21 protein-coding genes and 1 other annotated feature are annotated in these 16,482 nt (G+C 43.7%); of the genes, 20 read left to right on the top strand and 1 reads right to left on the bottom strand.

Annotation, left to right across the window (positions count from 1 at the left end):
- Positions 1-9 precede the first annotated feature (9 nt).
- The 17 genes from AC6H04_RS11545 to recN all read left to right on the top strand — a co-directional run bounded on the left by AC6H04_RS11545 (position 10) and on the right by recN (position 13,708).
- Complete coding sequence (locus AC6H04_RS11545) at positions 10-1,386, top strand: acetyl-CoA carboxylase biotin carboxylase subunit (RefSeq protein WP_497571815.1); 1,377 nt, start codon at positions 10-12, stop codon at positions 1,384-1,386.
- Positions 1,387-2,250: an acetyl-CoA carboxylase carboxyltransferase subunit beta gene (locus tag AC6H04_RS11540; protein WP_497571814.1), complete on the top strand. Its 864-nt coding sequence runs from the start codon at positions 1,387-1,389 to the stop codon at positions 2,248-2,250.
- Positions 2,247-3,005: a carboxyl transferase domain-containing protein gene (locus AC6H04_RS11535; RefSeq protein WP_497571813.1), complete on the top strand. Its 759-nt coding sequence runs from the start codon at positions 2,247-2,249 to the stop codon at positions 3,003-3,005. Before AC6H04_RS11540 ends, AC6H04_RS11535 begins: the two co-directional genes overlap by 4 nt.
- 73 nt (positions 3,006-3,078) lie before the next feature.
- Positions 3,079-3,154 (top strand) — a sequence feature (ribosomal protein L21 leader region).
- Positions 3,155-3,174: 20 nt separating this feature from the next.
- Positions 3,175-3,483: a 50S ribosomal protein L21 gene (rplU, locus tag AC6H04_RS11530; protein ID WP_098824151.1), complete on the top strand. Its 309-nt coding sequence runs from the start codon at positions 3,175-3,177 to the stop codon at positions 3,481-3,483.
- Positions 3,484-3,502: 19 nt separating this feature from the next.
- Positions 3,503-3,832, top strand: a complete 330-nt coding sequence (locus AC6H04_RS11525) for a ribosomal-processing cysteine protease Prp (protein ID WP_098824152.1) — start codon at positions 3,503-3,505, stop codon at positions 3,830-3,832.
- Between the two features lie 21 nt (positions 3,833-3,853).
- The gene (rpmA, locus tag AC6H04_RS11520) at positions 3,854-4,150 is read left to right on the top strand and encodes a 50S ribosomal protein L27 (protein ID WP_089087702.1); all 297 of its coding nucleotides are present in this window, start codon (positions 3,854-3,856) and stop codon (positions 4,148-4,150) included.
- 63 nt (positions 4,151-4,213) lie between these two features.
- Positions 4,214-5,269: a M24 family metallopeptidase gene (locus AC6H04_RS11515; protein ID WP_497571812.1), complete on the top strand. Its 1,056-nt coding sequence runs from the start codon at positions 4,214-4,216 to the stop codon at positions 5,267-5,269.
- An 84-nt stretch (positions 5,270-5,353) separates the two neighbouring features.
- A complete protein-coding gene (gene efp, locus AC6H04_RS11510; protein ID WP_497571811.1) occupies positions 5,354-5,917 on the top strand; it encodes an elongation factor P in 564 nt (187 codons plus the stop codon).
- 186 nt (positions 5,918-6,103) lie between these two features.
- Entirely contained in the window at positions 6,104-6,550 is a 447-nt protein-coding gene (locus tag AC6H04_RS11505) for an Asp23/Gls24 family envelope stress response protein (RefSeq protein ID WP_497571810.1), read from the top strand.
- Positions 6,547-6,969 carry a transcription antitermination factor NusB gene (gene nusB / locus AC6H04_RS11500; RefSeq protein ID WP_497571809.1) on the top strand — a complete coding sequence of 141 codons (423 nt, stop codon included), beginning with the start codon at positions 6,547-6,549 and terminating at the stop codon, positions 6,967-6,969. Before AC6H04_RS11505 ends, nusB begins: the two co-directional genes overlap by 4 nt.
- 220 nt (positions 6,970-7,189) lie before the next feature.
- Entirely contained in the window at positions 7,190-8,041 is an 852-nt protein-coding gene (locus AC6H04_RS11495; protein ID WP_497571808.1) for a bifunctional 5,10-methylenetetrahydrofolate dehydrogenase/5,10-methenyltetrahydrofolate cyclohydrolase, read from the top strand.
- A gap of 1 nt (position 8,042) precedes the next feature.
- Positions 8,043-9,398, top strand: coding sequence for an exodeoxyribonuclease VII large subunit (gene xseA, locus AC6H04_RS11490; RefSeq protein WP_497571807.1), 1,356 nt, complete (start codon positions 8,043-8,045; stop codon positions 9,396-9,398).
- Positions 9,395-9,661, top strand: a complete 267-nt coding sequence (locus AC6H04_RS11485; RefSeq protein ID WP_497571806.1) for an exodeoxyribonuclease VII small subunit — start codon at positions 9,395-9,397, stop codon at positions 9,659-9,661. The genes xseA and AC6H04_RS11485 overlap by 4 nt, the downstream gene beginning before the upstream one ends.
- The gene (locus AC6H04_RS11480; RefSeq protein ID WP_497571805.1) at positions 9,654-10,556 is read left to right on the top strand and encodes a polyprenyl synthetase family protein; all 903 of its coding nucleotides are present in this window, start codon (positions 9,654-9,656) and stop codon (positions 10,554-10,556) included. The genes AC6H04_RS11485 and AC6H04_RS11480 overlap by 8 nt, the downstream gene beginning before the upstream one ends.
- Before the next feature lie 8 nt (positions 10,557-10,564).
- Complete coding sequence (locus AC6H04_RS11475) at positions 10,565-11,380, top strand: TlyA family RNA methyltransferase (RefSeq protein WP_497571804.1); 816 nt, start codon at positions 10,565-10,567, stop codon at positions 11,378-11,380.
- Between the two features lie 80 nt (positions 11,381-11,460).
- Positions 11,461-11,913, top strand: a complete 453-nt coding sequence (locus AC6H04_RS11470; protein ID WP_497571803.1) for an arginine repressor — start codon at positions 11,461-11,463, stop codon at positions 11,911-11,913.
- Between the two features lie 91 nt (positions 11,914-12,004).
- Entirely contained in the window at positions 12,005-13,708 is a 1,704-nt protein-coding gene (recN, locus tag AC6H04_RS11465; protein ID WP_497571802.1) for a DNA repair protein RecN, read from the top strand.
- Between the two features lie 102 nt (positions 13,709-13,810).
- Here recN and AC6H04_RS11460 read toward each other — a convergent pair whose 3' ends face one another.
- Entirely contained in the window at positions 13,811-14,128 is a 318-nt protein-coding gene (locus AC6H04_RS11460) for a hypothetical protein (RefSeq protein WP_497571801.1), read from the bottom strand.
- A 173-nt stretch (positions 14,129-14,301) separates the two neighbouring features.
- Between AC6H04_RS11460 and gmk the strand changes: the two genes are divergently transcribed.
- The 3 genes from gmk (at position 14,302) to coaBC (ending at position 16,481) form a co-directional block, all read left to right on the top strand.
- Complete coding sequence (gmk, locus tag AC6H04_RS11455) at positions 14,302-14,922, top strand: guanylate kinase (protein ID WP_497571800.1); 621 nt, start codon at positions 14,302-14,304, stop codon at positions 14,920-14,922.
- Position 14,923: 1 nt separating this feature from the next.
- Positions 14,924-15,139: a DNA-directed RNA polymerase subunit omega gene (gene rpoZ / locus AC6H04_RS11450; RefSeq protein ID WP_497571799.1), complete on the top strand. Its 216-nt coding sequence runs from the start codon at positions 14,924-14,926 to the stop codon at positions 15,137-15,139.
- Between the two features lie 130 nt (positions 15,140-15,269).
- Positions 15,270-16,481, top strand: a complete 1,212-nt coding sequence (gene coaBC / locus AC6H04_RS11445; RefSeq protein WP_497571798.1) for a bifunctional phosphopantothenoylcysteine decarboxylase/phosphopantothenate--cysteine ligase CoaBC — start codon at positions 15,270-15,272, stop codon at positions 16,479-16,481.
- Position 16,482 lies beyond the last annotated feature (1 nt).

The raw sequence follows: 16,482 nt of genomic DNA, 5'->3' as shown, positions 1-16,482 counted from the left end.
GTGAATAATATGTTTAAAAAGGTCTTAATTGCTAACCGTGGCGAGATTGCGGTGCGAATTATTCGGGCACTGCGAGAGCTTAACGTTCAGTCAGTAGCCATCTATTCTACCGCGGATGCGGATGCTCAGTATGTTAAATTAGCGGATGAGGCTGTCTGTGTAGGCGGTCCACAACCTGCTGATTCTTATTTAAATATGCAAAACATTGTGAGCGCAGCGGTGCTGACGGGTGCCGAAGCCATTCATCCAGGATACGGTTTTTTGTCTGAAAATGAGGAATTTGCTGAGCTTTGTGAGACCTGTCATATTACTTTTATCGGTCCAAAACCAGACACAATCTCATTAATGGGTAATAAAGCGAACGCCAGGATTCAAATGCAAGCCGGAAATGTGCCAGTGATTCCAGGCAGCACCGGTTTTTTGAAAGATGAAGCTGATGCGGTGAAAGTTGCTGGTGAAGTGGGCTATCCCGTAATGCTGAAAGCAGCATCTGGTGGCGGTGGTAAAGGTATCCGACGTGTCAAAAATGAAAGTGAGATGCGCGAAGCTTATCAATCTGCCACTAAGGAAGCACAGCTTTCATTTGGTGATCAGAGAATGTATTTGGAAAAAATTGTTGCGCCAGCCAAACACATCGAAGTGCAGGTTTTCGCTGATCGATTTGGTCATGTAACGGCTTTTCCAGAACGGGACTGTTCGTTACAGCGCCGACAACAAAAAGTCTTGGAACTCAGTCCTTGTCCGGTAATGACATCTCAAGAGCGTCAGCATTTACAGGAAATTGCAATTCGGGCTACGAAGACGATTAAGTACCTGAATACAGGCACGATTGAATTTTTAATGGATAACGAGCACCACTTTTACTTTATGGAAATGAACACGCGAATCCAAGTGGAGCATCCAATCACCGAAGCCGTGTCTGGTATCGACTTGGTAAAAGAGCAAGTCAGGGTTGCTTCAGGAGAGGCGCTTTCATTTGACCAATCGGATCTTCAGCTACATGGATTCGCGGTAGAAGCCCGTGTCAACGCAGAAAATCCGGCCATGGATTTTATGCCTCAAGCAGGGGTTGTTAGGCAGCTTAAACTACCAGGTGGTCCCGGAATTCGTGTTGATAGTGGGATTCAATCTGGCGATATGATCTCGCCGTTTTATGATTCAATGATCGTTAAAATTATCGCCCACGCTAATACGTATCAGGAAGCTTTGACTAAACTGATTGATGCACTGGATGAGTTTGAGTTGGATGGAATTAGCACTAACCAAGTGTTTTTGGAAGATCTACTAGCTGATCCAGTCGTTCAAAAAGGGACTGCCACCACGGATTATGTGACAAAACAGTTTATGGCTAAATTTGCCAGTCACGCGATTCGGGAGGTGTCTTAGATGTCATCTTTAGGTGAACACGTGAAGCGCTTCTCATCTCGTTCCGTGTCAATGCTGAAACACTATCAAGCAAAGGTGCCTAATGGTATCTGGCAAGAATGCCCTCATTGCCACGCCAGTTTTTACTTTAAACGGGCTGGTCAGTATCGGGTTTGTCCTGAGTGCGGTTACGGTTTTCGAGTAGCCGCTCACCGCCGCTTAAAAATGTTGACCAAAAACTTTGAAGAGTGGGACGCCAATATTGAGACGAAGGATCCAACTGCGTTTCCCGATTACGATCAAAAAATCAAAAAAGCTCAGTCAGCGACGCACCTTAAGGATGGGGTTCTGACGGGCAAGGGAATCATCGATGGGTATCCGGTGGCACTTGGTATCATGGATCCCTTATTTATTATGGGCAGTTTGGGTACCGCTAATGGCGAACGCATTACCAGAATGTTTGAAAAGTCAACTCAACAGCAGTTGCCAGTTGTCTTACTGACCGCTTCTGGTGGCGCTAGAATGCAAGAAGGCATTTATTCGTTGATGCAAATGGCAAAAATCAGCCAGGCTGTTAACGAGCATTCAGACGCTGGATTAGCTTATATTTCTGTCATTATGGATCCAACAACGGGGGGTGTCACCGCCAGTTTCGCCAGTCAAGCGGATATCACCTTAGCTGAACCTAAAGCGCTTTTTGGTTTTACTGGCAAACGTGTCATTGAACAAACTATTAATAAACAGTTACCCGATGATTTCCAGAGTGTCGAAAATAGTTATCAGCGTGGCTTTATCGATGAAATCGTTCCTCGTGAACAGTTGCCAAAGCGACTCAGTCAGTTATTGGGAATCCTAGAAGCAACGAAGTGGGGTGACGCTAAATGACAGACACGCAGTCGATTATCGCTGGTGCTCGAAGTGATCGTAAAGCGAACGTGTATGAAATAATCGATCAATTATTTACAGACTTTTTTGAGATGCATGGTGATCAAGTTTCTGGTGATGATTCTGCAATTGTGGCTGGCCTTGCTAAATTGTCTGGTTACCCAGTTGCCCTGATTGCTACCCAAAAGGGTAATAATCTAGAGGATAGGATGGCGACCCACTTTGGTAGTCCTGAACCAGCTGGATATCGCAAATCATTGCGAGTAATGAAGTTAGCTGAAAAGTTAAACTTTCCTATTATAACGTTGATCAACACGCCAGGGGCCTATCCAGGTGCGGATGCTGAGGCTTCAGGCCAAGGCCAGATGATTGCTAAAAACATTAGTGAGATGTTAACAATTAAGGTGCCTATTTTAACCCTCATTATTGGTGAAGCGGGATCAGGTGGTGCGTTGGCATTGGCTTGTTCAGACCAAATTTGGATGTTCGAGAATAGTATGTATTCAGTTCTTTCACCAGAGGGATTTGCCTCAATTATGTGGAAAGACGCTCATTTGGCCGATAAAGCTGCCGAGTTGATGCGTTTAACGCCAGATTGGTTATTAAAGCAGCACGCTATTCACCGGGTAATTCCGGAAAACATGTTATCAGACGGTTCGTTAAAGATTGCCATGACGGGTACGATTCGTGATTTAAGTCGTCAAAAAGTTGCCGACCGTCTTAACAAAAGAGCCGCATTCTTTAGAAAATTTTAGACGTTTATCGAATCTAAGGGTTGACGGATGGCCGGAAGTTTTGTAGAATACAGTTTGTTGTATTTGTGGGCTTCCACAGCTGCAACCGCACGGGCCAAGTATTAAGTTTGCTTAAGCAGCGCTTGTTTTCGGCGAGTCTAAGTGTTAAATAAAAAGGAGGTGCACATACATGTACGCAATTATCGTAACTGGCGGTAAGCAATACCGCGTTCAACAAGGCGAAGCAGTCTACGTTGAAAAACTTAGTGCCAATGCAGGCGACAAGGTTACTTTTGACCAAGTTGTTTTTGTTGGTGGCGATTCAACTAAGATTGGTACGCCATTAGTTTCAGGTGCTTCAGTAACTGGAACAGTTGAAAAGCAAGGTCAAGAAAAGAAGGTTGTTACCTTCAAGTACAAGGCTAAGAAAGGTCAACACACGAAAGTTGGTCATCGTCAACCATATACCAAGGTTGTTATTGATGCTATCAACGCATAATTTCTGTGGGTGATCATTTATGATTCAAGCAGCATTTGACTACGATAATGACAACCGGATTATTGGCTTTAAATTAACTGGTCACGCTGATAGCGGGCCATACGGTAGTGATATCGTTTGTTCTGCAGTTTCAGCGTTATCGATTAGCACTGTCAATGGTTTATCGACTGTGGCTTCTATTGAGCCAGTAGTGGTCGCTAAACAGGAGGAGGGTGGCTTCTTAAGTCTCCGGATGCCTCCGGTTGATGACTATATTCAAGATCGAATTAGTCAGGCATTATTGCAAAGCTTTCAAAATGGACTTTTAGATGTCGAAAAACAATATTCGGATTATATTCGAATTAACTAATCTTTTATGGAGGTGAAACTCATGTTAGAAATGAACTTACAATTCTTCTCTCACCATAAAGGGGGCGGTTCTACTGCCAACGGTCGTAATTCTGCCGGACGTCGTCTCGGTACTAAGGCTGCTGATGGTTCTACTGTAACCGGTGGTTCAATCCTTTACCGTCAACGTGGTACTCATATTTACCCAGGTGCTAACGTTTTGCGTGGCAACGACGATACTTTGTATTCAAAGATCGACGGTGTCGTTCGCTTCGAACGTAAGGGCCGTGATAAGCGTCAAGTTTCCGTTTATCCTGTAACAGAAGCTGCAGCTAGATAACAAAAAGGTCCCTCAGGGGCCTTTTTTATTTGGCTTTTTAGGATTTAGAAGGGTGGACTTATCGTGAATACTCGTCTCGAACGGCTTCAATCAAAGTTTGAATCGCTGCGTATTGATGCATTCTTAGTCACCAACACAGTGAATAAGCAATACCTGACCGGTTTCGACGGTGATGGTGTGGTTTTAGTAACAGCTAGTAAAACTTACGTTATCACGGACTCACGGTATGAAACAGCTTTGGCGGCGTTTGACCATGATTTTGATGTGCTTATTACACGTTATTATTTAGAAGCTGCAGCGCAGCTGATTAGCAAACAACAGATATCAGTTTTAGGGTTCGAGGATAGTCTACCATACCACGACTATGATCGAATTGACGAATTGATGAGTTCGGATATCGTTCCGATGACGCATTTGATCGAACAGATGCGAGAAATCAAATCAGTTGATGAAATTAGGGTGCTTAAACACGCCTGTGAACAGACGATCGTTGGCTTTAATCGGCTTCTGCCATTGATTAAACCTGGCGTGACGGAACGCTACCTAGCCAATCAATTGGACGCAATCATGCGCGGTTTAGGGGCTGAAAAAGCCAGTTTTGACACGATTGTTGCTAGTGGTGAACGTGCAGCACTGCCTCATGGTGCTGCAACAGATAAGCAGGTTCAGATGGGCGAGATGATCACCATTGATTTTGGCTATGAGTTTGCTGGTTATACCTCTGATTTGACTCGGACCATCGCTTTAGGAGATCCAGGTGAAAAGCTGAAGCAGGTTTATGGGGTTGTTCAACACGCTCAGCGAGCGATTATTGCTGCTATAAAGCCTGGTGTAACTGGTCAGCAATTAGATGCCATTGGCCGGCAAATCATTTCAGCAGCTGGATATGGCGACTTTTTTAATCACGGTACGGGGCATGGCATTGGTTTAGATATTCATGAGGGACCAGCGTTATCTACTCGTTCAGAAGATCAAATGATCGCTGGTAATGTGATTACGGTTGAACCCGGTATCTATCTACCACAGCTTGGCGGCATCCGAATTGAAGACGATATTTTGGTTACTGAGTCGAGCCATCAGATTTTGACAACGGGTGCAACCAATCTGATTGTCTTGTAATTCCTAATTATTTGCGGGTGTGGCTTGCAATTGCCTGCACTTAATTGGTATTATTAATAAGAATTATTTAGGAGGAAACACAATATGGCAATTTCTACAGCAGATTTTAAAAACGGTTTAACAATTGAGGTTGACGGTGCTATTTGGCGGATTGTTGAATTCCAGCACGTTAAGCCTGGTAAGGGTGGTGCTTTCGTACGTTCAAAGTTAAAGAACTTACGGACTGGCGCCGTTCAAGAAAAAACTTTCCGTGCAGGTGCTAAGATGGAACAAGCGCCAATCAACACGCGGAAGATGCAGTATCTATACGCAGACGGTGATTCAAGAGTCTTCATGGATACTGACAACTACGAACAAGTTGAAGTCCCTGATGAAGCAATCAAGGATCAATTACAATATCTGCAAGAAAACATGGAAGTCAGCCTTATCCAATACGGCTCAGAGACTTTGGGCATCGAAGTTCCTAATACTGTTGTTTTGACAGTTACTGCCACTGAACCTGGCATTAAGGGTAACACTGCTTCTGGTGGCTCAAAACCAGCTACTATGGATACTGGACTAGTTGTTCAAGTGCCATTCTTTGTTAATGAAGGTGACAAACTTTCTATCAACACGCAGGATGGTTCATATATCTCACGTGCCAACTAGACCCGTTCTATAAAGGGATACGTTGATGTTTGATCAACTGTCCTCTCAAAGCCATAAGCTGGTACGGAACGTGCCTTAGTAAACTGTTGTGTACTGCATCATACAAGATGGCGTATACGGCAGCGATGTTCCTAGAAACTCGTTATGTCTGTGGTGACGAGTAGTTCACGAAACGGAGGCTTAAAATTGGCTGAAGATACAAACATTGTTTTAAAAGCAACTGAGCCTACTTTGGGTAAAATCGAGGTTGCGCCACAAGTGCTAGAAATCGTTGCTGGCATTGCTGCTAGTGATGTTGACGGCGTATCAAGAATGCGCGGTTCTCTGGCAAACAGTGTCAATGAATTATTTGGGAAAAAGGAACGCGGTAAAGGCGTTAAACTGTCTGTAACAGGAGAATCATTAAACGTTGATGTGTATGCGTATTTAAATTATGGCGTATCAGTACCAAAGGTTGCGTTGGCGATTCAAGAACAAGTCAAGCAGCAGCTTTTGTTTATGACTGACTTACATGTCAATGAAGTGAATGTCCATATTCAGGGTGTGATTCCTGAAAAGACGGAACAGGCAGTGGACCCTGATAATCTATTCGACGATGATAATGATGAAAGTGAAAATGGTGAGGATAAGTGACTGAAGAATTAAATCGACACCAAATCCGCACTCGCGCCTTTCAAACGTTATTTGCAATGAACGCTAATCCAGAAGCTGATCGACAGGTCATTTACCAACAGTTATTATCTGATGAAGATGGTGTAGCTGCGGATGTTCCTGCATACTTAGAGAAATTGGTAGATGGGGTCTTAGAAAACCAAGACCAACTAGATGCCCAAATCAAAAAGTATTTGACTACTGGCTGGACATTACAACGAATCGCGAAAACTGATTTGGTCATTTTGCGCATCGCTTTTTATGAATTGGATTACCAAGCTGATATTCCAAAGCGGGTAGCCGTCAACGAAGCCTTGGAGTTAGCAAAACAATTTAGTGATGATCGTTCACGCCGCTTTATCAATGGTGTGCTGTCACACGAAATTGAACCAGAAAAATAGTTTCTCTCAGTAAGTCGGTAGTAATCATGATGATTACTACCGGCTTTTTTAGGTGCTAAAATTTTTAACGCTAAAGGCTTGGTAGTTTTCAAAATAAGTCATTCTTTTGGTGAGACCAATAGCGCTTAACAAATTGAAATGTGATAAAATAATATGCAGTAGATTTGCAAAATTGTGATGAGAAATCATTAAACATACAAAGATAGTGAGAGTGAAGGTAATGGCAGAATTAATTGATGGTAAACAGTTGGCGAAGACAATTAATGCTCAGACCCAACAAGCTGTGACACAACTGAAGGCGCAGGGAATCAGTCCTAAATTAATCGTCATTATCGTTGGTGACGATCAAGCAAGTCAGATTTATGTTCGTAACAAGCATCGTAAAGCAATGCAGATGGGAATCATTTCTGAAACCAAACAGTTGCCTGAAGAAACGTCCCAAGCGGAGCTATTGGAGATCATTGATCAGTATAATCACGACGATACGGTTCATGGACTCATGGTTCAGTCACCACTACCTCCACAGATTGATGAAGATGCGGTCACTCGTGCCATTTCACCAGCTAAGGATGCAGATGGTTTTAATCCTGTAAACGTTGGCAACTTGTATTCAAATTCACCACTTAATTTCCCCGTCTCATGCACACCTAAGGGAATTATGACGATGCTAGCGGCCTATCACGTCAAACTAGCGGGTGCTAATGCCGTGATTGTCGGTCGTTCTAATATTGTTGGTCGACCAATGGCGGCACTGCTACTGAATGCCAGTGCCACGGTTACCGTGGTTCACAGTCATACTAAAGACATGAAAGCCTATACCCGTGAGGCTGATATTTTAATCGTTGCTACAGGGATCGCTCATTTGATTAAGGGTGAAGACATTAAACCGGGTGCCACCGTGATTGATGTGGGGATGAATCGCGATGAAAATGGTAAGTTAACGGGTGATGTTGACTTTGAGAGCGCCGAATCAGTGGCCGGTAAGATTACCCCGGTTCCAGGTGGTGTTGGGCCAATGACAATCGCAACCCTATTGCAGCAGACCGTTGAATTAGCAAAATGGAGTGAATAATTTGGCACCTAGTGAGTATTTAACTGTCAGTGCGCTAACAAGTTATATTAAACGTAAATTTGATGTTGACCCCTATTTGGGAAAAGTTTATTTGACCGGTGAAATTTCGAACTTTAGACTTCGGCCTAACGCCCATCAGTATTTTAGCCTGAAAGATGATCATGCTAAGATTAGCGCAATTATGTTCAAGTCGGCTTTTTCGAAGGTTAAATTTACACCGGAGGAAGGGATGAAAGTCCTAGTTACCGGGCGAATTTCGTTATACGAGCCAAGTGGCAGTTATCAGATTTACGTGGACCACATGGAACCTGATGGTGTTGGTCAGCTTTATCAAGCTTATGAGCAGTTAAAGCGAAAGCTGAGCCAAGAAGGAATCTTCTCAGCACCTAAGAAGCCATTGCCGCGCTTTCCTAAACGAATTGCGGTAGTGACTAGTCCTAGTGGGGCCGTGATTAGAGATATCATTACAACGGCTCGTCGTCGCTACCCGATTGCACAAATTGTTTTGTTTCCAGCTTTGGTACAGGGAAATGAGGCGGCAGGAGACATTGTTCGTCAAATTGAACGCGTGAATCGGTTGGGTCATTTTGACACGTTAATCATTGGCCGTGGTGGTGGTTCGATCGAGGATTTATGGCCGTTTAACGAAGAAGCAGTGGCTCGGGCAATTTTTGAAAGCCAAATTCCGGTCATTTCTTCAGTAGGACACGAAACCGACACGACCATTGCGGACTTGGTGGCAGATGTACGGGCGGCAACACCAACCGCAGCTGCTGAGCTAGCAGTACCGGTTTTAAGTGATGTGCTCTTAGAAATTAATCAAGATCGCGTGCGAATTTATCATGCCTTTCATCATCACCTGGCCATGTATCAAGAACAGCTGAAAAAGTTGCGCGAAGCCTATGTTTTTCAGCAGCCAGAACGTTTATATGAAGGGTACAGTCAAAAAGTTGATCAGCTAACTGCACAGCTACAACAGACCATGTCACACCGTCTCAGTTTAGTTCACGCGCAGGTCGACGCAGTTGATAAGCGGTTGAAGGTGGCTTCTCCGGCTGTTCAAATAACCCAACTAGAGCAAAATCGCCGCGATTTGACGGCACGGCTGGACCGTGGTGTGCAACAGGATTTTAATCAGCAAAAGCAGCGTTTAGCCGAGCTAGTGCAATCATTAGATTATTTAAGCCCACTAAAAATTATGGGGCGTGGATATAGCTACGTGACCAGCAACCAAAAAGTGGTGGCTGATGTTAACCAACTTCATCAAGGAGATGAAGTGGTGATGCACCTGACAAACGGGCAGGCAAACGCAACAATCAAAGCAATTCAACCTAATAAAAAGGATGGCCTATCATGAGTGAAAAACCAGCGAATAACAAGACGTCGACTGAAAACCCAACGTTTGAAGAGAATCTTAACCACCTTGAAGAAATTGTGACGTCACTTGAAAAGGGAAATGTTCCCTTGGAAGAGGCGCTGTCACAATTTAAACAAGGCGTAACGTTGAGCCATGATCTACAAGTCAAGTTAACCGAAGCTGAAAAGACGTTGGCCCAAATGATGAATGACGACGATCAGACTGAACCATTTGAAGTTTCTGAGGATGATAAGAATGAATGATGCTTCATCAATTTTAAAAACGTTTGAAGCTGATTATGTGCCTCAAATCAACAAAACACTGCAACATCTTGATGCAGGCTGGATTGATCAGCCAATCTTGCAATCAGCAATGACTTATTCAGTGGATGCTGGCGGCAAACGGTTGCGGCCACTGCTGACATTAGCCGTATTGAAGACGTACGGTGTTACCCTAACAGAAGGGCGATTAATGGCCGCTAGTGCGCTGGAACTGTTGCATACTTATTCACTGATTCATGATGATCTGCCAGCAATGGATAATGATGATCTGCGTCGTGGTGTGGCAACCAATCACGTTAAGTTTGGTGCTGGAATGGCGACGCTAGCTGGCGATGGCTTGCTGACGTTGGCATTTGAATGGTTGAGTAAGGCAGATATTCCTGCAGCTCAACAGTTATCATTGGTGCGGGCCTTAAGTCACGCAGCGGGGCCAGCAGGAATGGTTGCGGGTCAAGCTCAAGATATTTCAAGTGAACACCATCAGTTGAAGATTGAACAACTGGCCAAGCTGCATCGTCAAAAAACGGGTGCTTTACTGCACTACGCGGTTGAAGCTGGTTGTATTATGGCTGATATTGGTGAAACTGAACGGCAAGATCTGCTAAAATTTGCTGATCAATTTGGTCTGGCATACCAGATCTATGATGATCTATTAGACGTTACTTCTACGGCTCAACAACTTGGTAAGAAGACACATAAGGATGCTGAGGAAGAAAAGAATACTTATCCTGGCTTGTTCGGCGTTGAGGGTACCAAGTTGCGATTAAAACAAGTTGTGAAATCAGCTGAGACTCAGTTAGTGGATTTAGCGCAAACAACCGGTAGAGATTATCAGTTATTAAACGCCTTTTGCAGTTATTTTAAAATTAAGGAATAGGGGTCATTATGGATAAACAACGCGTTGACGTATTACTAGTAACTCAGGGATTATTCGAGTCCCGCGAACAGGCAAAACGTGCTGTAATGGCGGGTGAAGTCCTTGGCAATAATGAAGAGCGGCTGGATAAGCCAGGCGTCAAGATCCCCGTGGATACCGACCTGCATATTAAAGGCAAGCCGCTACCTTATGTGAGTCGGGGAGGGTTAAAATTAGCCAAAGCACTTAAGGTTTTTGACATCGATGTAGCCGATCGTGTCGTTTTAGATATTGGCTCTTCAACTGGTGGTTTTACGGATGTGATGCTGCAAAACGGTGCTAAAATGTCATATGCGCTAGATGTTGGTAGTAACCAGCTGGTTTGGAAGCTACGCCAAGACCCACGAGTGGTCGTTATGGAACACACTAATTTCCGTTACAGTAAGCCTGAAGATTTTACTGAAGGCCAACCCAGTTTCTCATCAATCGATGTGTCGTTTATCTCACTGAGTTTGATCCTGCCACCACTGAAGCAGATTTTAGCTGCGGATGGCGAGGTTGTGGCATTGATCAAGCCGCAATTTGAAGCAGGTCGCGAGCACGTGGGTAAACATGGTATTGTGAAGGATCCTAAAATCCATGAGGACGTCATTCAAAAGGTGATTCAACTTGCTGTGGAAAGTGGCTTTAGCCCATTACATTTGGATTTCTCGCCAATTACTGGTGGTGAAGGTAACATTGAATTTCTGATTCATTTGAAATCCGTTGCTGGTACGCCAGAAATTGGGTCTGAAATTAACGTTAAGGAAACCGTTGAATCCGCTCATCGCATATTAACTGCATAAAAATCGCATTTTGCTTTTAAAATGAGGATCTTAGCTGTATGATGTATTTAAATGATTTTTCCGATTGGAGATGGTGTGACGTGAAGAAACAAGACCGACAACGTTTAATTCGTCAATTACTGAGTTCGCAGGATATTGAACGCCAAGAAGATTTTGTTCGTTTGCTAGAGGAGCAAAATATTCACGTGACTCAGGCCACAATTTCACGGGACATCAAGGAAATGCAGTTAGTTAAGGTTCCCGCTGCTTCTGGCGGTTATCGCTATAACATGCCAATTCAAAAGACGCTTGATACGAAGAAAAAATTAAAGCGAACTTTACAAGATGCATACGTCAGTGTGGCCGTTCAGGGTAAAGACGTGATCATCAAAGTCTTGCCTGGTAATGGTCCAGCAACTTCTGCGTTAGTTGATCAGATGGATTTTGATTTTGTTTTTGGCACCATTGGCGATGACAAAACTGTCTTGGCGATTTGCACGGATGATGAGGGCGCATTGCAGTTGCAATCAGTCATCAACGAGTTATTAGAATAAACACGAGTTAGGCTGGCGTTAAGCGTCTGGTCTAGCTCGTTTTTCCGTTATCAGGTATAATGAGTCTAGACAACTTACAGGGGGTAATGCGGTGCTTCAGGAACTTTCAATTAAAAATTTTGCGATTATTGCTAGCTTGGACGTTGAATTTGAAAATGGTATGACAGTCCTGACCGGTGAAACGGGTGCCGGGAAGTCCATCATTATTGATGCAGTCGGACTGTTAGCTGGTGGTCGCGGTTCACAGCATTTTGTGAGAACTGGTGCTGATAAGGCCATTATTCAAGGTGCGTTTGTATTTCCTGAGAACGGGCAAACGTATCATCAACTTGACCAGCTTGGAATCGATCACGATGATGGCACGGTGATTTTACAACGGGAGATTTATCGTAGTGGCCGTAATGTTTGTCGCATTAATGGCATGTTGGTGAATACGAATACGCTCAAGCAGCTTGGCGAGACCATTGTGGATATTCATGGCCAAAATGAACACCAAGAATTAATGCAACCAGATAAGCATTTGCGCTTATTAGACGAATTTGGCGGTGATGAGCTACTAGCAATCAAGTCAAAATATCAAAGTACGTATCAAGACTACCAGCACTTGCACCATTCAATGGTGTCTCGTAACACCCATCAAAAAGAATGGGCGCAGCGGTTAGACATGTTGCGTTTTCAAGTTAAGGAAATTGAGGATGCTCAGCTGCAGTCTGATGAAGAAACAAACCTCAGTCAACAACGTGACCGGCTGATGAATTTTCAAAAAATTAATACGGCGCTTCAGGAGGGCTATCTGGCTTTAAATGGCGATGAGGAAGTCACTGGTGCTTTGGATTTAAGTGGTAAAGCGATGGATTCGCTGTCTTTAATTGCGGATTTAGACCCTGATTTCAAACAGCTATCTGATTCTTTACAGTCCGCCTATTATGCCTTGCAAGATGCTTCTGGCGAAATTTCCAAGCAAGTCGATCAGCTGGAATGGGATGACAACAAACTTGATGAGATTGAAGCACGTTTGGATGTTATTCACCAACTAAAACGGAAATATGGTGATTCGGAAAAGCAGATTTTGAGCTATTTAACCCGAATCAAAAAAGAGTTGGCTGATATGGAAGCTGCTGAAATTGATGAAAGTGACCTAGATGAACAGTTGGATAAAAAGGAACAGCAACTGCTTAAGTACGGTGCGCAATTAACGGCAGAGCGAAAGAAAATCTCAGCCAAACTTGAAAAGGCGATTCAGTCGGAACTGAAAGATTTATACATGTCAAAAACGGTGTTTCAGGTTCGGTTTAAACCAACCAATGAGCAGCAATATTTTGCCACTGGCATGGACGACGTTGAGTTTTACATTCAACCTAACCCTGGTGAGGAAATTCGACCATTAGCAAAAATTGCTTCAGGTGGTGAGTTATCACGACTGATGCTGGCACTGAAAACCATTTTTTCTAAGTCACAGGGTGTCACTTCGATTATTTTTGATGAAGTCGATACCGGTGTTTCGGGCAGGGTAGCACAAGCCATTGCGGAAAAAATTAGCGGGATTGCTAATGAATCGCAAGTACTGTGCATTACTCATTTACCGCAAGTTGCTGCTATGAGCGACCACCATTACTTTATTGATAAGCAAATTAAAGGTAAGCGAACCCTTACCCATATCAAAAAATTGGCTCAGTCAGACCGGGTTAAAGAGTTAGCTCGAATGTTGGCTGGAACAACCGTCACGGAGCTGACGTTAGACCATGCTAAAGAATTACTGGATATGGCCACTGAGGAAAAACAGCAACGCGCTTAGCGAGATAATACTAAAGGCATGCAAAAAGGCGTGTTGGCAGTTCCAGGTTTCGAACTGTTAGCACGCCTTCAATATTAAGATTTCAACTGATTCATTTTAGGTTTAACGGTAATCGTTGCGCTCTACAAACATAATCTGATTCAAATGTGCGACCTGAGTAATATTTTGACTGGCATTCGTGACTAATAAGGTATTCTTTGGTCCCTTGGCGAGATAACCAGACATTAATGCTTGTTCCTCACCGGTTTGACGAAGATGGAGCGTAACGTGATAGTGACGAGTCAGCGCCTGTGCCAAAAAGTAATCTCGTTGTTCCTGCGGCATTCCCATTGGTTCAGCATCTTCCATCACTAAAAACTGACGGTATCGATCGTTTAACTGGGACGATATTTTCTTAATTGCAGATACTTGATTGGACATTTTAATCACCTCGAACATTTGTTTGCGTTTATTATTATACGAACCTGTGTTTGCTTTTGCAAGGATAAATTTCACTAATTTTGAAAAATCTTCGCTAAAGCTTGTCAAAGCGCGGTATCCCGTGCGATAATAAATTATTATCACTCTGAAAATATATAAGGGGATCTCAAGTAATGACAAAAAGAGGTATGTTGATTGTGTTATCTGGTCCGTCCGGTGTCGGTAAAGGGACCGTTCGTAAGGCGTTGTTTGATGAACCAGACACTGATTTTCAGTACTCCATTTCCATGACTACCCGTAAACCACGCGAAGGTGAACGAGATGGCGTTGATTATTTCTTTGTTTCAAAAGAGCAGTTCGAAGAAAACATTAAGAACGGTGAAATGCTCGAATATGCTAAGTATGTTGACAATTACTACGGTACGCCATTAAAATATGTGAATGAGACCTTAGATTCAGGTAAGGATGTTTTCTTGGAAATTGAAGTAAACGGTGCAATGCAGGTTCGGGCTAATTGCCCAGATGCTGTCTTTGTCTTCTTGACCCCGCCTGATTTAATGGAATTAAAGCACCGACTGATCAATCGTGGCACCGAAGAGATGAGCGTGATCAACGCGCGGATCAAAAAAGCGGTTGGTGAAATTAAAATGATGCGTAACTATGATTATGCCGTTGTTAATGATGAAGTTGAAAACGCGGTGGCGCGGATTAGAACGATTATTCGTTCTGAACGGTTGAGAGTTACGCGTGTGATGCCAGATTATGAACAGATGTTATTAGAGGGAGACGAATAGAATGTTATTATATCCATCAGTAGATAAGTTACTTGAACGTGTTAATTCCCGTTATTCTTTGATTATGCTTGCCAGTAAGCGAGCACACGAGTTAGAGGCTGGTGCTAAGCCAATGCTTGACAGTTATGAATCACCAAAAACCATCGGCCGTGCGCTGGAAGAAATTGCGGCTGGTAAAGTCACCATTGATCCAGATGAAACTGATCCGCTTGGTTAAATTTAAGATTTCAGGACCGCTGTTTTGACCCTTAATAAATTGGGGTTAAGATGGCGGTTTTGTTTGTACAAGGTGCCATTTTCTCTGGTACAATGAAAGTTAAATTGATGAGATGTTTGGGGGAATTCAAATGGCTAAGCAACAACACGTAGCGTTATATGTAACTGGTAGTATCGCGGCCTATAAAGCACTGGCATTGACCCGACTTTTTGTTAAAGACGGGGCAGCTGTTCGTGTGGTGATGACCAAGGCTGCCGAAGCATTTGTCACACCGCTCAGCTTTCAAATACTATCGAAGAACGCTGTGGTTACTGATATGTTTGCTGGAGCGCAGGTGAAAGCCGTTGACCATATTGAACTGGCTGACTGGACCGATTTAGCAGTTGTAGCACCCGCAACTGCTGATATCATTGCTAAGTTGGCCAACGGGATTGCAGATGATATGGCCAGTTTGACACTGTTAGCAACCACTGCACCTAAACTGGTGGTGCCTGCGATGAATCAGCATATGTTGGAAAACTCGGCAACTCAACGTAATCTCGCTACCTTAAAGCAAGACGGGATAACCGTTATGACGCCGGCCAGTGGCTTTTTGGCAGAGGGCTATAGCGGTCGGGGACGAATGCCGGAACCTGAGACCATTATGCAAACCGTTAAAAGCTTAAAACCGCATACTACGCCATTAACTGGTAAAAAAGTGGTCGTGACAGCCGGGGGGACTCGTGAACGAATCGATCCAGTTCGGTTTATTACGAATGATTCTTCTGGCAAAATGGGGTATGCGCTTGCTGAAGAAATGCGAGATCAGGGTGCGGACGTCACCTTGATTTCCGCGCCTACCAAGTTAGAGGCACCAGTAGGCGTTAATTTAGTTCCCGTATTGACTACTGAAGACTTGGCGGAAGCTGTGACCAAGTTTTTCAAGCAAGCTGATATTCTTGTGATGGCAGCAGCAGTTGCTGATTTTAAGCCCCTTAACAGCGCAGACCAAAAGATTAAAAAATCGGCTGACAATGATCAAATGACACTTCAGCTGACCAAAACGGCTGATATTTTAAAACAAGTCGCCAAGTTAAAACGACCGGATCAAATTACCGTGGGTTTTGCTGCCGAGACGCAAAATCTACTGGATAATGCGCAAAAGAAACTGGTCAGCAAACAGCTTGATCTGTTAATTGCAAATGATGTTTCGAAGCCTGGCGTGGGCTTCAATGGTGATACGAACCAAGTCACCATTTTGCAACCGGGCCAAGCGCCAATTAAAACCAAATTGGCTGATAAACACGTTATTGCTAAACAAGTGGTTGACCAAATTAGTCAACGCGTACAAAAAGAGGGATAGT

Source organism: Secundilactobacillus sp. MJ173, assembly GCF_059704265.1.
The sequence above is the reverse complement of the archived record's forward strand: the minus strand, read 5'-3'. Positions and strand labels throughout refer to the sequence as shown.

Coding starts and splice junctions, on each gene's coding strand:
- AC6H04_RS11535 (WP_497571813.1), top strand. CDS start 2,247: ATGACAGACACGCAGTCGATTATCGCTGGTGCTCGAAGTGATCGTAAA.
- rpoZ (WP_497571799.1), top strand. CDS start 14,924: ATGTTATTATATCCATCAGTAGATAAGTTACTTGAACGTGTTAATTCC.
- AC6H04_RS11485 (WP_497571806.1), top strand. CDS start 9,395: ATGAGTGAAAAACCAGCGAATAACAAGACGTCGACTGAAAACCCAACG.
- AC6H04_RS11540 (WP_497571814.1), top strand. CDS start 1,387: ATGTCATCTTTAGGTGAACACGTGAAGCGCTTCTCATCTCGTTCCGTG.
- gmk (WP_497571800.1), top strand. CDS start 14,302: ATGACAAAAAGAGGTATGTTGATTGTGTTATCTGGTCCGTCCGGTGTC.
- AC6H04_RS11475 (WP_497571804.1), top strand. CDS start 10,565: ATGGATAAACAACGCGTTGACGTATTACTAGTAACTCAGGGATTATTC.
- rplU (WP_098824151.1), top strand. CDS start 3,175: ATGTACGCAATTATCGTAACTGGCGGTAAGCAATACCGCGTTCAACAA.
- AC6H04_RS11525 (WP_098824152.1), top strand. CDS start 3,503: ATGATTCAAGCAGCATTTGACTACGATAATGACAACCGGATTATTGGC.
- AC6H04_RS11495 (WP_497571808.1), top strand. CDS start 7,190: ATGGCAGAATTAATTGATGGTAAACAGTTGGCGAAGACAATTAATGCT.
- AC6H04_RS11460 (WP_497571801.1), bottom strand. CDS start 14,128: ATGTCCAATCAAGTATCTGCAATTAAGAAAATATCGTCCCAGTTAAAC.
- AC6H04_RS11545 (WP_497571815.1), top strand. CDS start 10: ATGTTTAAAAAGGTCTTAATTGCTAACCGTGGCGAGATTGCGGTGCGA.
- AC6H04_RS11480 (WP_497571805.1), top strand. CDS start 9,654: ATGAATGATGCTTCATCAATTTTAAAAACGTTTGAAGCTGATTATGTG.
- efp (WP_497571811.1), top strand. CDS start 5,354: ATGGCAATTTCTACAGCAGATTTTAAAAACGGTTTAACAATTGAGGTT.
- coaBC (WP_497571798.1), top strand. CDS start 15,270: ATGGCTAAGCAACAACACGTAGCGTTATATGTAACTGGTAGTATCGCG.
- rpmA (WP_089087702.1), top strand. CDS start 3,854: ATGTTAGAAATGAACTTACAATTCTTCTCTCACCATAAAGGGGGCGGT.